Origin of the sequence: Burkholderia aenigmatica, assembly GCF_048627025.1 — a bacterium.
Lineage (GTDB): Bacteria > Pseudomonadota > Gammaproteobacteria > Burkholderiales > Burkholderiaceae > Burkholderia > Burkholderia aenigmatica.
The window spans coordinates 2,698,222-2,715,123 of the sequence record NZ_CP184469.1; the positions used below are offsets into that span (position 1 = coordinate 2,698,222).

The 16,902-nt window shown below is 66.2% G+C and carries 16 protein-coding genes; 13 read left to right on the plus strand and 3 right to left on the minus strand.

What is annotated here, in order from left to right:
- The first annotated feature begins 46 nt into the window (after positions 1 to 46).
- From ACN8ZM_RS29140 to ACN8ZM_RS29160, 5 genes are all read left to right on the plus strand, one after another.
- Positions 47 to 1,069: an aldo/keto reductase gene (locus tag ACN8ZM_RS29140; RefSeq protein ID WP_122948660.1), complete on the plus strand. Its 1,023-nt coding sequence runs from the start codon at positions 47 to 49 to the stop codon at positions 1,067 to 1,069.
- A 31-nt stretch (positions 1,070 to 1,100) separates the two neighbouring features.
- A complete protein-coding gene (locus ACN8ZM_RS29145; RefSeq protein ID WP_420211480.1) occupies positions 1,101 to 2,552 on the plus strand; it encodes an NAD-dependent succinate-semialdehyde dehydrogenase in 1,452 nt (483 codons plus the stop codon).
- Positions 2,553 to 2,815: 263 nt separating this feature from the next.
- Positions 2,816 to 3,535: a hypothetical protein gene (locus tag ACN8ZM_RS29150; RefSeq protein ID WP_420211481.1), complete on the plus strand. Its 720-nt coding sequence runs from the start codon at positions 2,816 to 2,818 to the stop codon at positions 3,533 to 3,535.
- A gap of 63 nt (positions 3,536 to 3,598) precedes the next feature.
- Positions 3,599 to 4,369, plus strand: a complete 771-nt coding sequence (locus ACN8ZM_RS29155; protein WP_420211482.1) for a hypothetical protein — start codon at positions 3,599 to 3,601, stop codon at positions 4,367 to 4,369.
- Positions 4,366 to 4,719, plus strand: a complete 354-nt coding sequence (locus ACN8ZM_RS29160) for a hypothetical protein (protein WP_205821927.1) — start codon at positions 4,366 to 4,368, stop codon at positions 4,717 to 4,719. Before ACN8ZM_RS29155 ends, ACN8ZM_RS29160 begins: the two co-directional genes overlap by 4 nt.
- Before the next feature lie 172 nt (positions 4,720 to 4,891).
- Here ACN8ZM_RS29160 and ACN8ZM_RS29165 read toward each other — a convergent pair whose 3' ends face one another.
- Positions 4,892 to 5,767 (minus strand): LysR family transcriptional regulator, encoded by an 876-nt coding sequence (locus ACN8ZM_RS29165; protein WP_420211483.1) that lies wholly within the window; start codon positions 5,765 to 5,767, stop codon positions 4,892 to 4,894.
- Positions 5,768 to 5,949: 182 nt separating this feature from the next.
- Here ACN8ZM_RS29165 and ACN8ZM_RS29170 point away from each other — a divergent pair, with 182 nt between their 5' ends.
- From ACN8ZM_RS29170 to ACN8ZM_RS29190, 5 genes are all read left to right on the plus strand, one after another.
- Complete coding sequence (locus tag ACN8ZM_RS29170; protein ID WP_011356424.1) at positions 5,950 to 6,888, plus strand: LysR substrate-binding domain-containing protein; 939 nt, start codon at positions 5,950 to 5,952, stop codon at positions 6,886 to 6,888.
- A 314-nt stretch (positions 6,889 to 7,202) separates the two neighbouring features.
- Positions 7,203 to 8,627: an aldehyde dehydrogenase gene (gene aldA / locus ACN8ZM_RS29175; protein ID WP_420211484.1), complete on the plus strand. Its 1,425-nt coding sequence runs from the start codon at positions 7,203 to 7,205 to the stop codon at positions 8,625 to 8,627.
- Between the two features lie 133 nt (positions 8,628 to 8,760).
- Entirely contained in the window at positions 8,761 to 10,098 is a 1,338-nt protein-coding gene (locus ACN8ZM_RS29180; protein WP_420211485.1) for an MFS transporter, read from the plus strand.
- Positions 10,095 to 11,312 (plus strand): mandelate racemase/muconate lactonizing enzyme family protein, encoded by a 1,218-nt coding sequence (locus tag ACN8ZM_RS29185; RefSeq protein ID WP_420211486.1) that lies wholly within the window; start codon positions 10,095 to 10,097, stop codon positions 11,310 to 11,312. The genes ACN8ZM_RS29180 and ACN8ZM_RS29185 overlap by 4 nt, the downstream gene beginning before the upstream one ends.
- 15 nt (positions 11,313 to 11,327) lie before the next feature.
- Positions 11,328 to 12,995 carry a GMC family oxidoreductase gene (locus tag ACN8ZM_RS29190; RefSeq protein ID WP_420211487.1) on the plus strand — a complete coding sequence of 556 codons (1,668 nt, stop codon included), beginning with the start codon at positions 11,328 to 11,330 and terminating at the stop codon, positions 12,993 to 12,995.
- Positions 12,996 to 13,034: 39 nt separating this feature from the next.
- Here the strand turns inward: ACN8ZM_RS29190 and ACN8ZM_RS29195 are convergent, their stop codons facing one another.
- Entirely contained in the window at positions 13,035 to 13,937 is a 903-nt protein-coding gene (locus tag ACN8ZM_RS29195) for a LysR substrate-binding domain-containing protein (RefSeq protein ID WP_420211488.1), read from the minus strand.
- Positions 13,938 to 14,046: 109 nt separating this feature from the next.
- Between ACN8ZM_RS29195 and ACN8ZM_RS29200 the strand changes: the two genes are divergently transcribed.
- From ACN8ZM_RS29200 to ACN8ZM_RS29210, 3 genes are all read left to right on the plus strand, one after another.
- Positions 14,047 to 14,754, plus strand: a complete 708-nt coding sequence (locus ACN8ZM_RS29200; protein WP_420211489.1) for a hypothetical protein — start codon at positions 14,047 to 14,049, stop codon at positions 14,752 to 14,754.
- 74 nt (positions 14,755 to 14,828) lie between these two features.
- The gene (locus ACN8ZM_RS29205) at positions 14,829 to 15,392 is read left to right on the plus strand and encodes a hypothetical protein (protein ID WP_420211490.1); all 564 of its coding nucleotides are present in this window, start codon (positions 14,829 to 14,831) and stop codon (positions 15,390 to 15,392) included.
- Between the two features lie 159 nt (positions 15,393 to 15,551).
- Positions 15,552 to 16,019 carry an immunity 22 family protein gene (locus ACN8ZM_RS29210; protein WP_420212684.1) on the plus strand — a complete coding sequence of 156 codons (468 nt, stop codon included), beginning with the start codon at positions 15,552 to 15,554 and terminating at the stop codon, positions 16,017 to 16,019.
- A gap of 50 nt (positions 16,020 to 16,069) precedes the next feature.
- Here the strand turns inward: ACN8ZM_RS29210 and ACN8ZM_RS29215 are convergent, their stop codons facing one another.
- Entirely contained in the window at positions 16,070 to 16,891 is an 822-nt protein-coding gene (locus tag ACN8ZM_RS29215) for a quaternary amine ABC transporter ATP-binding protein (protein WP_051889691.1), read from the minus strand.
- Between the last annotated feature and the right edge of the window lie 11 nt (positions 16,892 to 16,902).

A 16,902-nucleotide genomic window follows, 5' to 3' on the forward strand; every position in this document is an offset into this window, starting at 1 on the left:
ACGACAAGTGGCCGACGCGCGACGGACGGCCGCACCTGGAGGAAACATGGAATACGTCCGCCTCGGCCAGTCCGGCCTGAAGGTGTCCCGCCTGTGTCTCGGCACGATGAACATGGGCACCCCCGAATGGAAGCCCTGGATCTTCGATGAAGCGCAAAGCGAACCAATCGTGCGCCGTGCGCTCGACGCCGGCGTGAACTTCATCGATCTCGCGGATTTCTATTCGACCGGCGTCGGCGAGGAAGTGGTCGGCCGCATCCTGAAGCGCAACGCGCGTCGTGAAGAACTCGTCGTGACGACCAAGGTCGGCTACGACATGGGCAGCTATCCGAACGCGGGCGGCCATTCGCGCAAGCACGTGCTCGACGGCATCGACGGATCGCTGAAGCGCCTCGGCATGGATTACGTCGACATCTTCATGCTGCACTTCTTCGACGTGAACACGCCCGTCGAGGAAACGATGAGCACGCTGCACGACATCGTGCGCGCGGGCAAGGCGCGCTATATCGGCGTATCGACGATGTACACGTGGCAGTTCGCGAAGATCATGCAGGCCTGCGAACGAAACGGCTGGGACAAGCCGATCAACATGCAGCTGCAGCTGAACCTCGCGTATCGCGAGGAAGAACGCGAAATGGTGCCGTACTGCATCGACCAGGGCGTCGGCGTGTCGGTTTTCAGCCCGCTCGCGCGCGGCCTGCTCACCTGCGAGCCGCAATCGACGCGCAACCAGACCGACTTCTTCACCGCGCAGATGTACGGCGATGCGTCGTCGCTCGCGATTGCCGCATCGGTCGCGAAGGTCGCGAAGCGCCGCGGCGTGCCGCCCGCGCAGATCGCACAGGCGTGGGTGCTGAGCCGCCCCGGCGTCGCGAGCATGCTGGTCGGCGCGGATTCCGTCGCGCAGTTCGACAGCGCGCTCGGCGCGCTCGAGACGCAGCTCACCGAAGAAGAGCTGCACGAGCTGGAACGCAACTACACGCCGTGCGACCTGATCAACGACTACACGGCCGGCAAGCGCATCGCGCGCGAGTCGCGTCCGGCGCAGGGCAGTTTCGCGGCGGACTGAATCGAAGTGAAGCACTGAAGGAACGGACACGATGAGCGAATTTCTGAGGACCGGCCATTACATCGGCGGCGAATGGCACGAAGCGCACGGCGCGAGCGACGCGACCTACGCGGTGCTGAATCCGGCGACCGGCGAAACGATCGCGAAGGTGGCGAAGGGCGGCGCCGACGATGCGCAGCGCGCGATCGACGCCGCCGCGCACGCGTTTCCGGCATGGCGCGCGCTGACCGCCAAGGAACGCGGCGCCCGAGTGAAGCGCTGGGGCGAGCTGATGCTCGAAAACCGTGATGCGCTCGCCGAGCTGCTGACGCGCGAGCAAGGCAAGCCGCTCGCGGAAGCGCGCGGCGAAGTGGTGTACGCGGCGAGCTTTCTCGAATGGTTCGCGGAAGAAGCGAAGCGCATGTACGGCGACGTGATCCCGAGCCCGAAGCCGAATACGCAGATCGTCGTCACGCGCGAACCGGTCGGTGTCGTCGCGGCGATCACGCCGTGGAATTTCCCGCTCGCGATGATCACGCGCAAGGCCGGCCCCGCGCTCGCGGCCGGCTGCACGATGGTGCTGAAGCCGTCCGAGGAAACGCCGTTGTCGGCGTTCGCGCTCGCGGTGCTCGCCGAGCGTGCGGGCGTGCCGGCCGGCGTGTTCAACGTCGTGTCGGGCGATGCGGTGGCGATCGGCGAGGCGCTCACGCATTCGTCCGTCGTGCGCAAGCTGTCGTTCACGGGCTCGACGCGGGTCGGCAAGCTGCTCGCGAAGCAGTCGGCCGATACGCTGAAGAAGCTGTCGCTCGAACTCGGCGGCAACGCGCCGTTCATCGTGTTCGACGATGCCGACCTCGATGCGGCCGTCGAAGGCGCGATCGCGTCGAAGTTCCGCAATACCGGCCAGACCTGCGTATGCGTGAACCGCTTTCTCGTGCAGGACGCCGTGTACGACGCGTTCACGCGCAAGCTCGCGGACGCCGTGCGCAAGCTGCGCGTCGGCAACGCGCTCGCGGGTGAAGTCGACCAGGGGCCGTTGATCAACGAGGCGGCGCTCGGCAAGGTCGAGCGGCACGTGACCGACGCCACCGCGAAGGGCGCGCACGCGCTCACCGGCGGCAAGCGTCACGCGCTCGGCGGCACGTTCTACGAACCGACCGTGCTGACCGGCATGACGGCCGACATGCTGATCGCCGAAGAGGAAACCTTCGGCCCCGTCGCCGGCTGCTTCCGCTTCACGACCGAGGAAGAGGCCGTGGCTGCGGCCAACGACACGCCGTTTGGGCTGTCCGCGTATTTCTACACGCGCGACCTCGGCCGTGCGTGGCGCGTGTCGGGTGCGCTGGAGAGCGGGATGGTCGGCGTCAACGACGGGATCATCTCGACCGAAGTCGCGCCGTTCGGCGGCGTCAAGCAATCGGGGCTCGGCCGCGAAGGCTCGAAGTACGGCCTCGACGAATACGTGGAACTCAAGTACACGCTGATGGCCGGCCTCGGCCGCTGACCGCTCCCCGCGGTCGATCCGCGCCGCGCGCCGCTGCGCGCGATTCGAAAGAACCCGGCCGTGGCCGGGTTTTTTCATTCCGAACGCGATGCGATGCGCATCGTTCGTTCAGAACAGAATCGACGCGAATGCGTTCGAAGGGCCGATCGGGCGGATGGACGGAATCGGATGCGTGTCGAACCGGCTGCCCGGCGCCGGCATTCATCCAGTTTTCGCCTTCACTCGTGTAGCCTTACCGGACCCTCACCGTGCGGACACCGATCATGATTGAAAACATCGTCACGCCACAACCTAGCCTGAAGGTCTACCCGCCCGACGCCGACGTCTTTGCCGAGCCCGACGCCGCACTCGCGCGCCACCTGCATCCGCTCGTGTCGATCGACCTGTCGGCGGTCAATCCGTCGTGGGAAGGCTGGATCCATCTGCTCAGCCCCATCGAACCTTATGACGGGCTCGTCGGGCAGGACACGGCCGCGTACCACAACGACTATCTGCGCGCGAACTGGATCGCATTCCGGCTCGACGACAACAACCGCTACACGCTGCTCGGCGACCCGCGCTACTTCTATCTGGAAAACCCGCCCGGCGCGCATGACACGGGCTATCGCGAGGAACTGGAAGCGCACTACGCGGAGCAACAGGCCAGCATCGAAACCGCGCGCCAGCGGTTCGCCGAATACGGCGTGCTCTACTCGTCCAACCAGTACGCGCCGGACGAGCGCGATTTCAGCCAGGAAGAACCGTGCAACCTGATCGACCAGCTCGGCGGAACGGTCGGCTGGGGCAACTGGTCGGGCACGTCCGATTTTCCGATCGACGACAGCGATCCCGACAACATCCGGCCGATCGGCCCAGACGGTGCGCGCTTTCGCTTCGTCGCCAGCGTCACCGGCTGGGAATACCGCGCGATGGGTGCGGACTCGATTCTCTTGTTTTACGAGCCGGTCAGCCGCGTCGCGCTGCTGACGTTCGACTGGTCGTGAGGCGGGCGGGACGGGCGATCGCTCCGTCTCGCGATTGGCCGTTTGGCGGACTCTGCCCGCGGGATGAGCGCCGATATGCTGAGGGCTTTCCATTCATCGCCGGAAGCCATGCCCGCTCAACCTGTCGATCTCAGTCATGTCCTGCCGTACGAGACGACGTACTTCGACGATCGGCTCGAGGTCGATCGAAACGATCTGGATATCGCCGCGTTTCTTGGTGTGAACAGCGACGTCCCCGACGAACTGCTCGTTTCGTTGTGCGGAGCGCCTGCCGGATCGGCCATTCAAGCCTATCTCGACAGCAGAGGCCAGTTGACCTTCTCGGTCACGAATCCCACCTGGATCCGATCCGAAAACCGCGTATCGGTCCGTCGAGAATCGGACACATCCCTACTCGAACTCATGACAATCGATCTCGTCGATCACGCAGTCGCGGGATTCGGCGCGGCGATGCTGTGGCGGATCGTCAGGGCGTCTGATAAGTTGGGCATCACCCGAATCATTGCATTCGCAGCGGGGGGCCGAAAGGCAGCGCCAAAACCGGGCGGCCGCCGGCTATTCGGGTATTACGCGTGGCCACGGTTCGGTTTCGACGCGCCCATTCCCGACAAGTGCGGTGATGAAGCGGCACTGTTCCAGTATTTCCAGGGGCACCCGGTCGGTCTTGCCGACGGATCGCTCCGGTCGCTGCGTGCGCTCTATGCGACGCGATTCGGCCGAGATTTCTGGCGCGTAACGGGATCACATCGCTGGATGACATTCGACGTCACACCGCACGGCAGGTCCGTGCAGGCGCTGCAAAGATACTTGATCGAAAAGGGGATTTACGAATGAATGCAAAGCACGCGCCGATTGCCGGATTCCGGATCACGCGCCCCACGGCGAAGCGCGGCCGGCAGGCGATCCGGCATCGTCTCGCCCTCAGCGCCGAAGCCAGGCACCTCCTCGATGCGCTCGTCACAACCGAACTCCATCACAGCCTGGCGCGCGTCATGCGCAAGTCCGCCGTCGGGCACGATACGCGGCCGGCCGACATGCCGGTATCCCCGCCGCGACGCGCCGTCTTCAACGTCGGGCGTATCGATCTCTCGAAGTGCCAGATGCCTGTCGAAACGATCGCCGACATAGAATTCTGGGGGCGCCGGGAAACACTCATGCACTTCGGGCACGACCCCGACCGATAGCCGGCAACGACAAGAAGAAACCGCATGGCCCGGGCCGTCAACGATCGTGACTATTGCCATTCCCGGTAACGATCGTTGACAGATGCCACCACCGCGAGAACAGCAGGGACAAGTGCGGACGGATCCGACTGTTTCCAAAGAAAGATCAGCCTCGTCCCACAGTCCACACCCCCTACCCCCGCCTCCCCGCCTGCTCCCGCAACCACGCAGCAAACGCGACCACCGGCTCGACCGCGACACTCTCCGGCTCGACATCGAGCCAATACCCGAACGGCCCGATCGGCTGCACCGGCGACAGCCGCACGAGGCTGCCCTCGCCGATCTCCTCCTCGATCATGTTCAGATCGACCACCACGAGCCCCGCGCCCTTGCGCGCCGCGCGGATCGCCTGTTCCAGCGTGGAAAACTCGATACCGTCGCCGATCCGCGCCAGCGGCACGCCCGCCTGCTCGCACCAGTCGGCCCACAGCGTCAGGCGTTTGCCTTCGTGCAGCACATGCAGCGCCGGCAACCGGCCGAGCAGCACGTCGAGCGTATCGCCGCGATAGCGCGGCGCGCCGACGAGCGCATGCCGCTCCATCATCAACAGCTCCGACTGCATCCCGGCGCGCGCCGCGCGCCCGAAGCGGATGTGGCAATGGCAATCGTCGGCCGGCTCGGTGCGGATCGACAACTCGACGTCGGGCAGCGCCTCCGCGAGCGTGCCGAGCCGCGGCGAGAACCACTGCGTCGCGAACGTCGGCGGCAGCGACACCGTCAAGCGCCGCTTCGCGCCCGGCCGCGTGGCAGCGATTTCGCCGACACCACGCTCGATCGTGTCGAACGCCTGCCCGACGAACGGCAGCAACCGCTGGCCGGCATCGGTCAGGCGCACGCCCTTGTGATCGCGCTCGAACAGCCGCGCGCCGAGCGCCTCCTCGAGCAGCCGGATCTGCCGGCTCACCGCCCCCTGCGTCACGCACAGCGAGACCGCCGCGCGGTTGAAGCTCAGGTGACGCGCGGTCTCCTCGAAAAATCGCAATGCGATCAACGATGGCAGGCGTCGCATGATGTGTGTCCCTTTCGTTCGTATCGTTCGTGTTGTTGCCGGCCGGCATCGCCGGCCATCCTGCGGGCAGCCTCGTCGTAACGAAGCACACCCGCCGTCTCCATTCATCGTCCCCGCGCCCGCGCCACCCGCCTACAATAAGCATCCCGCACCAAACACGACACCGCCCCGTGAGACGCAAGATGCCGGCGCTGAATGCGCTGAAAGCCTTCGAGATGGCCGGCCGCACCGGCAGCTTCACGCGCGCGGCCGAACTGCTCAACGTGACGCAGAGCGCGGTGAGCCGCCAGGTTCGCCAGCTCGAGGGCCAGCTCGGCGAAACCCTGCTCGAGCGCCGCCATCACCAGCTCGAACTGACGGCGGCCGGCCGCGTGCTGCTGCGCGCGCTGCAGCAATCGTTCGACAAGATCGAGCTGACCGTGCGCAGCCTGCAGGAGAAAACCCACCTGAACCGTCTGCGCGCGAACGTGCCGCCCACCTTCGCCGCGCGCTGGCTGATGCCGCGCCTCGGCCGGCTGCGCGACGCGCATCCCGAATTCGAGCTGAGCCTCACGACCCGCATTCACGACAGTCTCGGCGAATCGCGCGTGCTCGACTGCGCGATCCGGTTCGGCGACGGCGAATGGGACGGCTTCGACAACGCACTGCTGATGCAGGAGCAGCATATCGCCGTCTGCGCACCCGCGCTGTATGCGCGGCTGCGACAGGACGGCGCGCCGATCGACCTGAACCGCTTCACGTTGCTGCACGTGCTCGCCACCGACGACCAGCGCTACCTGACCTGGCAGCACTGGCTGAAGGCCGCCGGGATCGCCGACGTCGACACACGCGGCGGCTACGAATTCGACCTGCTCGACCATGCGATCCGCGCGGCGATCGACGGCCTCGGAATCACGATCGCCGACCGCCACATGGTCGCGCGCGAACTCGCGACCGGGCAACTGATGCAGGTGCTCAACGTGCACGTCGACGGCCACCAGTCGTACTGGTTCGTCACGCGGCCCGAGCAGACGAACCTGCCGCACATCGTCCAGTTCCGCGACTGGCTGCAGCAGGAAGTCTGGCTCGCGAAGCGCCATCTCGAACCGTCGTCGCCGCTGCCGCAAGTGCCGCTGGCCTAGCACGCGATCTGCCCCGATCGCCCTCGACCACCCATCGCGGGCGACACCTTACCGGCTTCCACGCCCGTCCGCATCCGGCCCCGTCTGAAAATCCGTCCCGGCCGCCGCCCGCCCCGCCCAAGGCCCGCGCCACGGCAGCCTTGCCGGACGGGCGACTCCGACCGACTCCCCGAGTAACGTGCGTTTTTCTCATGCCCGGCGCGAAAATAAGTCGTTTGTCGTGCGCTAAACGCATGAACAGAATGGCCTCTGTCCCGTACCGCGCGTGTCGCCACTCGAAGCGATCCGCCTGCATTCATCGGAGGAGTCACTTCATGCGCACCGAACGCAACTACGTGAACGGCCGTTTCGTCGCCCCGGAAAGCGACACGTTCATCGTCGTCCACAATCCCGCCACCGAAGCGCCGTTCGCGCGCGTGCCGGCCGCGACGCCGGCCGACGCGCTCGCCGCCGTCGACGCCGCAGCCGCCGCGCAGAAGGCATGGCGCAAGCTGCCGAGCGCCGAGCGCGCCGCGTACCTGCACCGCTTCGCCGACGCGCTGACCGCACGCGCGCCCGAGATCGGCGCGGCGCTCGCGCAGGAATCCGGCAAGAGCGTCGAGGACGCATCGAACGAAGCCGTCTACGCGGGCCAGATCACGCGCTACCACGCCGAGTGGGCACGCCGGATCGAGGGCGAGATCATCCCGAGCGACACGCCCGACGAGAACCTGTTCCTGCAGCGCGAGCCGATCGGCGTCGTCGCGTGCCTGATTCCGTTCAACTATCCCGTCTACACGCTGCTTCGCAAGGTCGCGCCCGCGCTGATCGCCGGCAACACCGTGGTCGTGCGGCCGAGCAATCACACGCCGGTATCCGCCTTCGAGATCGCGAAAGCGGCCGACGATGCCGGCTTCCCGCCGGGCGTCATCAACATCCTGACGATGGACCACGCGACGGCCGAAGCGCTGTGCACGCATCCGGCAGTCGGCATGATCACGCTGACCGGCAGCGTGAACGCGGGCCGCAAGGTGCTCGACTACTGCAAGGCGAACATCGCGAAGCCGTCGCTCGAACTCGGCGGCAAGACGCCCGCGATCATCGAGCCCGACGCCGACCTCGAACGCGCGGCCGCGGCACTCGTCGCGTCGAAGACGACGCACTGCGGCCAGCTCTGCACGGCGATCGAACGCGTGTACGTGCACGACAGCGTGCACGACCGCTTCGTCGCGCTGCTGAAGGAGAAGATGGCGGCCGTGCGCAGCGGCGACCGTGCGGACGACGCGACGCGGATGGGCCCGCTCGTCAGCGCATCGGCGCGCGCGCACATCCACGGGATGGTAGAACGCGCAGTCGCGGCCGGCGCGACGCTCGAAACCGGTGGCGCGATTCCTGCCGGCCCCGGCTTCTTCTACCCGGCCACGCTGCTGACGAACTGCCGGCAGGACATGGAGATCGTGCAGGAGGAAACCTTCGGCCCGGTCATGCCCGTGCTGCGCTACACGACGATCGACGAAGCGATCGCGCAGGCGAACGACCACCAGTTCGGCCTGTCGTCGGTGCTCTACACCGAGCACTACCGCACCGCGATGACCGTCGCGAACGCGATCGAAGCCGGCGAGCTGTACGTGAACCGCACGCCGGCCGATCCGTACCAGGGCTTCCACGCCGGCTGGAAGCGCTCGGGCCTCGGCGGCGACGACGGCAAGCACGGCATGCTCGAATTCACGCAGACGCGCCTCGTCGTCATGAAGTACTGACGCCGCTGCGCCGACGCGCCGTTTCCGGCGCGCGCACCACGACACCACGCCGCGCGCGCCGCCCCTGATCCGACCGAACACATAAAAAATCTGCAGACCTCCGCATGACGGAAGTCTGATGGAGGAAGACATCATGCCGACCCAACCGTCGACGCACGCCGCGTCGCTCGCGTTGCACGACGACGCACATGCGTCGCAAAGCTCGCGCTCGCAACGCTACCTGCAACTGCTGCTGCTCGTGATCGCCGCGGGCGCGATCTACCCGATGCTGTATCTGCGGCAGGTGTACCAGCCGACGATGCTGCAGTTCTTCCGTATCGACGACGTGCAGCTCGGCTACCTGTATTCGTCGCTCGGCACGATCTTCCTCATCAGCTATCTGCCGAGCGGCTGGCTCGCCGACCGCCTGTCGCCGCGCTGGCTGATCTGCTTCTCGCTGCTCGCCACCGGTGCGCTCGGGCTCGTCTATGCGACCGGGCCGTCGTTCGACACGCTCGTGCTGATCTTCGGCGGCTGGGGGCTGACCACCGGCCTCACGTTCTGGGCCGCCGTGATCAAGCGCGTGAACATGATCGCGGGCCCCGACGAACAGGGCCGCTTCTTCGGCCTGCTCGACGGCGGCCGCGGCCTCGTCGAGGCGCTGCTCGCGACGATCGCGATCACGCTGTTCGCATACGTGACGCGGGCACACGGCGGCACCGATGCAGCCGGCTTCCGGCTCGTCGTACACCTGTACGCGTTCTTCTGCATCGCGCTCGGCGTGCTGCTCGCGCTGGTGAAGGATCAGGCCAGCACGGGCGAGCGTGCGACGGCCAAGGATCGCCGGCACGGTAGCGACCGCCGAGGCAACGTGCTGGCCGACCTGAAGACGCTCGCAGCGATCCCCGAGCTGTGGCTCGTCGCGGCGATCGTGTTCTGTGGCTACCAGGTGTTCTGGGCGACCTACAGCTTCTCTGCGTACCTGCACGAAGGCAATTTCGGTCTCAGCGCGACGGCGGCCGGCTTCATCACGACGCTCAAGCTGTGGATGCGCCCGGTCGGCGGCATCGGCGGCGGCTCCCTCGGCGATCGCGTGTCGAAGGTGTCCGTGCTGTTCTGGGCGCTGTTGCTCGCCGCGCTGTCGCTCGTCGGGCTGATCGCAGCGCCTGCGCACAGCCCGCAGGCGATGCTCGTCGTGCTCGTGCTGTTCATCGGCATCCTGACCTACGCGATCCGCGGCCTGTACTGGTCGCTGCTCGACGACTGCAAGGTGCCGACCCATTGCGCGGGCCTCGCGATCGGCCTGATCTCGGTGCTCGGCTATTCGCCCGACGTGTTCGTGCCGCTGATCAACGGCTACGTGACGCAGGCCTACCCGGGTGCGCACGGCTACCAGCTCTATTTCGGCTACATCGCGGCCATCGCGCTGTGCGGCGCGGGCGCCGCTGCGTTCCTCAAATTCCGCCTCAACCGTATCCAGGAGTCCGTATGAAGATCGTTTCGCTCGAAACCCATATCGTCGCCGTGCCGCCGCCGCATGTCGGCGGGATGTACTGGATCTTCGTGAAGCTGAAGACCGACGACGGCATCGAAGGCGTTGGCGAGATCTACTCGGCGACCTTCGGCCCGAAGGCGATGGCGCCGATCATCGACGACGTGTTCGAACGCCATCTGCTGAACCGCGACCCGCATCACGTCGAGCGGCTGTTCCGCCACGCGTATTCGAGCGGCTTCACGCAGCGGCCCGACCTGACGATGATGGGCGTCGTCAGCGGCCTCGAAATGGCGTGCTGGGACATCATCGGCAAGGCCGCCGGCAAGCCCGTGTACGAGCTGCTCGGCGGCAAGATCCACGAGCGGCTGCGCTCGTACACGTATCTCTATCCGAAGAACGCGAAGGGCGAATACGACTACGACGATCCCGATCTCGCGGCCGAATGCGCGGCCGAGAACGTGAAGCTCGGCTTCACCGCCGTCAAGTTCGACCCGGCCGGCCCGTACACGGCCTACTCGGGCCACCAGCTGTCGCTCGAAGTGCTCGACCGCTGCGAACTGTTCTGCCGCCGCGTGCGCGAAGCCGTCGGCAGCAAGGCCGACCTGCTGTTCGGCACGCACGGGCAGATGGTGCCGTCGTCGGCGATCCGGCTCGCGAAGCGGCTCGAGAAATACGACCCGCTGTGGTTCGAGGAGCCGGTTCCCCCCGGCCAGGAAGAGGCGATCGCGCAAGTCGCGCAGCACACGTCGATCCCGATCGCGACCGGCGAGCGCCTGACGACCAAGTACGAATTCCACAAGCTGCTGCAGGCGGGCGGCGCATCGATCCTGCAACTGAACGTCGCGCGCGTCGGCGGCCTGCTCGAAGCGAAGAAGATCGCGACGCTCGCCGAAGTGCACTACGCGCAGATTGCGCCGCACCTGTACAACGGGCCCGTGGGCGCGGCCGCGAGCATCCAGCTCGCGACCTGCACGCCGAACTTCCTGATCCAGGAAAGCATCATGACGTGGGGCGGTTTCCACGCGGAAGTCGTGAAGACGCCGATCCGCTGGGAAGACGGCTACATCATCCCGTCGAACGAGCCGGGCCTCGGCATCGAGCTCGACATGGACGTCGTGAAACGCCACACGCCGTACACCGGCGAGCGGCTGCACCTGCAGATGGGCGAACACCCCGTCGACGTGAAGGATCTCGCCCCCGCGAAGGGCTGAGCGCAAAGGACAGACATGAGCTACGACTACATCATCGTCGGCGCGGGCTCGGCCGGCTGCATTCTCGCGAACCGCCTGAGCGAATCGGGCCGGCACTCGGTGCTGCTGCTCGAAGCCGGCGAGCGCGACGCGTCGTTCTGGTTCAAGGTGCCGGTCGGCTTCACGAAGACCTATTACAACCGCCGCTACAACTGGATGTACTACAGCGAACCCGAAGCGCAGCTCGCCGACCGCAGGCTGTATTGCCCGCGCGGCAAGGTGGTCGGCGGGTCGGGCTCGATCAACGCGATGGTCTACGTGCGCGGCCAGCGCAGCGACTACGACGACTGGGCGAACGCCGGCAATCCGGGCTGGGCGTACGACGACGTGCTGCCGTACTTCCGCAAGCTCGAAACGCACGCGGCCGGCACGACCGATCCGCTGCATCACGGCGCGACCGGGCCGATCCACATCACGTCGATGAAGGCCGACGTGCATCCGATCGTCCACGAGTTCCTGAAGGGGTGCGGGCAACTGAACCTGCCGCGCACCGATGACTTCAACGGCGCGCAGTTCGAAGGCGCGGGCATCTACGACCTGAACACGAAGCACGGCGAACGCTGCTCCAGCAGCTTCGCGTACCTGCGCCCCGCGCTCGGCCGTGCGAACCTCACGCTGCGCTCGGGCGTGCTCGTGCGACGCGTGACCTTCGACGGCACGCGTGCGACCGGCGTGGTGGTCGCGGGCGAGCACGGCGACGAAACGCTCGTCGCCGCGCGCGAGGTGATCCTCGCGGCCGGCGCGGTCGATACGCCGAAGCTGCTGCAACTGTCTGGCGTCGGCGATCCGGCGCTGCTCGCGCGCCAGCGCGTGCCGCTCGTGCATGCGCTGCCGGCCGTCGGCCGCAACCTGCAGGACCACCTGTGCGTGAGCTTCTACTTCAAGGCGAACCGTCCGACGCTGAACGACGAGATGGGTACGCTCATCGGCAAGATGAAGATCGGGCTGCGTTACCTGCTGACGAAGCGCGGCCCGCTCGCGATGAGCGTGAACCAGGCGGGCGGCTTCTTCCGCGGCACGGCCGATACGCAGGAACCGAACATCCAGCTGTACTTCAACCCGCTGTCGTACCGGATCCCGAAGAGCGATCGCGCGAGCATCAAGCCCGAGCCGTATTCGGGTTTCCTGATCGCGTTCAACCCGTGCCGGCCGACGAGCCGCGGCACGATCGAGATCGCGTCGAACCGCGCGGAAGATGCCGCGAAGATTCACATCAACGCGCTGACCACGCAGAAGGATCTCGACGAAGCCGTGCAGGGCAGCAAGGTCATTCGTGCGCTGATGCGCGCGCCCGCGCTGAAATCGATGACCGTCGAGGAAATCTCGCCGGGGCCGCAGGTCGATTCCGACGAGGCAATGCTGCAGTACTTCCGCGAGCAGTCGGGTTCGATCTACCACCTGTGCGGCTCATGCGCGATGGGGCCGGACGCGGCGATGTCGGTGGTCGACGCATCGCTGCGCGTGCACGGGCTGCAGGCGCTGCGGATCGTCGATGCATCAGTGTTCCCGAACATCACGTCGGGCAACATCAACGCGCCGACGATGATGGTCGCGGAGAAAGGCGCGGATCTGATTCTGGCGGACGCGTTGACGGCGGAGACGGCAGGCGTGCAATCGAAGCCACGAGAAACGGTCGTACAGTGACGCGGTGCCGGCAGGTTCGACGGTCGCCACCGCCCAACCTTAGCGGTTCGTGCCGTCCACGACCTGCCGGCACACGTTCACGATCAGGTCCCGCAGCCCGGCATGCATCGCGTCGCGCTCGAAGCGGGGATGCCACATGATCGAGATCGCGAGCGCGGGGGTCGCGACCGGCAGATCGAACGTCACGACGTCTTGCCGGGCCTGGGCGGTGTGCTTCTCGGGCACGTGAGCGATCCAGTCCGAGCGCTGGGCGAGCTCGATGCCTGACTTGAAGTTCGGCACCACCGCGATGACGTTGCGCTCGCGCCCCTGCTCGCTCAGCGCATCGTCGATCGGCCCGTGAAAGCGCCCCTTGCGCGACACGCTGATGTGCGGCACGGAAAGATAAGCATCGAGCGTCATCCGGCGCCGCGCCAGCCGATGGCCCTTTCGCAGCACGCCGACCATGCGGTCGTCGAACAGCTTGCGGATCATGATCTCCGGCCCCGTCTCGCCGACCACGCCGATTTCGATATCGACGTCCCCGCTGCGAAGGCGCGCCACGGTCTTCTCGTGCTTCGGCAGGAAGCGCAGCCTTGCATGCGGCCATGCATCGTGCGCCTGCGCGATGATCGGTACCGCGAACGAATCGATGAACCCGTCGTTCGCGCTGATGTTGAACACGCGCTGCGCATCGATCGACCGGTGCTGTGCGCCGAGCAGCAGCGCCACATCCTGCAGGATCCGGTCGAGCGGCTCCTTCAACCGCCGCGCCGTTTCGGTCGCCACCATGCCCTTTCCCGCGCGCACCAGCACCTTGTCGCCGATCGCGTCCTGGACCCGGGCAAGGGTCCGGCTCATCGCGGACGGGCTCAGATCGAGACTGCGTGCCGCGCCGGACACGCTTTCCTCGTCGATCAGCGCTTTCAGCGCCAGCAGCAGGTTCAGGTCGATCCGGTTCAACGCCACGCTCCCCGCAGATTTGCATCGGATGCATCATATATCTTCCAAACCTGCACTGTACACACGCCATCCTCGCTCCTACCATTCGGGCAACCGAACGGAGGAACGCATGGAGACGACGCAGGTGGACGACGAACAGTTGCGCGAGTCGCTGCTACGGGACTGGCAGGATCATACGAAGCAGCCGACAGTGGTCGCGGCCCGACTGCGCGAGCGGCTGGCGTTCCCGATGGGTGCGCAGGATCTCGTCGAACTGGCGGCGCTCGCGACGCACGTGTTCGGCGAGCATCTCGGCGACTGGCAAGCGGGAATGGGCTATCTCGACCAACTCATCGACGCGCACGACGGCGCACCGGCCGAATCGCTCCGACGTATCGATCGCCAGCATGCGGTGCTCGAACGACTGGAGGACGTGAATGCGTCACTCGACCGGTTCGACGCCAACGATCGCCTCTACATCACGGCGCTCGCGCTTCCCGCGATCACGCTGCAGCGATCGGTGGCGGAAGCAGAGACGGCCGTCGCCGAAGCGATGCACCTGCTCGCGTCGACCGACTGCCACGAGTACCGCAAGCTGTTCGGCGTGGTCACGGCCAATCTGGTCTGCGACCTGCTGGATCGTTCGGCCTTGTCGGCCGCCAGACGGCGCCTGCTCATCGTGCTCGCGGAGAAAAGCCATGCGCTCTGGCTTCAGGAGGGCGACGAGACGGACCGGGAGAAGTCCGCGTTCCGGCTGATGCAGAGTTACCAGAAATGCAGGATGCCTGAGAATTACAGAAGCGGGCGCTATCCGCGGTATGGGTCGATCGAGCCGTAGCCGCACCGGGTCACCGCCGCCCGTCGGTCATAATGCGCGATCATTCCGATCAGACGCGGCAAGCTCCAGCTCCGATGGCCACCCGGCAAACCCCGAAAAAAGACATCAAGCGATGGCACGCGCTTGCCTTCCCCGCCATGGTCCTGGTGCCGATGCTGGTGGGGTTCGTTACGCTGCCACTGACGTGGCACTGCACGGTCGGCGACTGGCCCGGCGCAAACCGTATTCGCATCGCGACCGTCATCGCCTTTGCCCTGCTCGGGGTGTATTTCTCGCGCGATCTCAGAACGAAGAGCTCGATCAAGGATCTGCTGATCGCCGCTTTCATGTCCTGCGGGCTCGGCATGATATCCGGCGAGCTCTCGCTCCTGCTGCTGGTCAGGGCAACCGCGCATTCGCCGCAGTCCTTCGACGCCGCGTTCGTGCCGGGCGCCCACCAGACGAAAGGCTGCGGGTATCGCATCACCTTCGCCGACCCCGGCCTCGGCTCGCCTGCGCTCGTCTGCAATCGCGACCTTGACCTTCCCGACGGCGCGGTGTCGGGCGTCGTTCGCGTCAACGAACTGGTCGGCCCTTATGGCGTGCGACATCTCGACATGACCGTCGTCGAGTCGACCGTGGCAGGCAGCGGCCAGTAATACTGCTTCGCACCGGTCCGGGCTCGCCGACCGGCGATGCATCGGTGGTCCCCGACATCCCGTCAGGCAACATCAACGCGCCGGCAGTGACAGTCTCGAAGCAAGGCACTGACCTGATTCCGGCGCCCGTGTTGCGGGGCGAGACGATCGTTGAGTGAGGTGCCCGGCATCGCACACACGCGTATCATCGTGCGCTTGCGCGGGCGCTCCCCGCCGGCCATCTCACGCCCGACGAGGTCACCGATGATCGTTACCGTTCACCTGTTCGTTTCCAGCGGCCGATTCCGCTCGTTCGCGGAGATGCGCGCGTTCATCGACGAGCAGTACACCGAGGACGGCGACGGTATTCCGTCCGCGTTCATGACGGAAGTCGGACTGCGCGACTACGAGCCAGGATGCATCGAGGCCATTCATCGCGGCAGTCCCGTTCCGGTCCGGCAATTGCTGCTTGGTGTTTCCTGGGAATCGGCATGGGTACATGCCGTTCCTGCCGACCTCGTCGCCGACAGTGCAATCGGCGTGTACTCGCCCAACATCGTCACGACGCCGGAAAACGCTTCGCTCGACTACGTGGGTGCCTATGAATTCGATACGCGCACCGGCCTGACGTCGGCCCGACCCGCATGAACGAAACAGGGCGACACCCTGTGCCGCCCTTTCTCGTTTCGCTTCCCGCCTCAATTCACACTCGTCCGCTTCTCCACGAACCTTCTCACATAATCATCCGCCGGCCGCGACAGAATGTCGTCCGGCGTGCCGACCTGCACGAGCGTGCCGTCGCGCAGGATCGCGATCCGGTCGCCGATGCGCAGCGCTTCGTCGAGATCGTGCGTGATGAACACGATCGTCTTCGACAGCGTCGCCTGCAGTTCGAGCAACTGATCCTGCATTTCGGTACGGATCAGCGGATCGAGCGCGGAGAACGCCTCGTCCATCAGCAGCACATCGGTATCGGCCGCGAGCGCACGCGCCAGCCCGACGCGCTGCCGCATCCCGCCCGACAGCTCGTCCGGATAGTGATCGCCGTAACCGTCGAGCCCGACCTTCGTCAGCCAGTTGCGCGCGGCCTCGGCCGCGTCGTGCCGCTTCTCGCCGCGCGTGCGCAGCGCATACGCGGCGTTGTCGAGCACGGTCTGGTGCGGCAGCAGCCCGAAGTTCTGGAACACCATGCTGACCTTGAAGCGGCGCAGCTCGCGCAGCCCGTGCGCGTCGAGCTTGATCACGTCGCTGCCGTCGATCACGATCTCGCCGGCCGTCGGCTCGATCAGCCGGTTGAAGTGCCGCACGAGCGTCGATTTCCCGGAACCCGACAGCCCCATGATCACGAAGATTTCGCCCGACTCGATGCCGAGGCTCACGTCGTTGAGCCCGACGTTGCAGCCCGTTTCGGCCAGCACGTCGGCCTTGCGCTTGCCCGAGCGCAGCAGGTCGAGCACGCGCGCATGCGCGGCGGGCGGCCCGAACAGCTTGTACACGTGTTTGACGTCGATGGTCGCCATGTCTGTCTCCG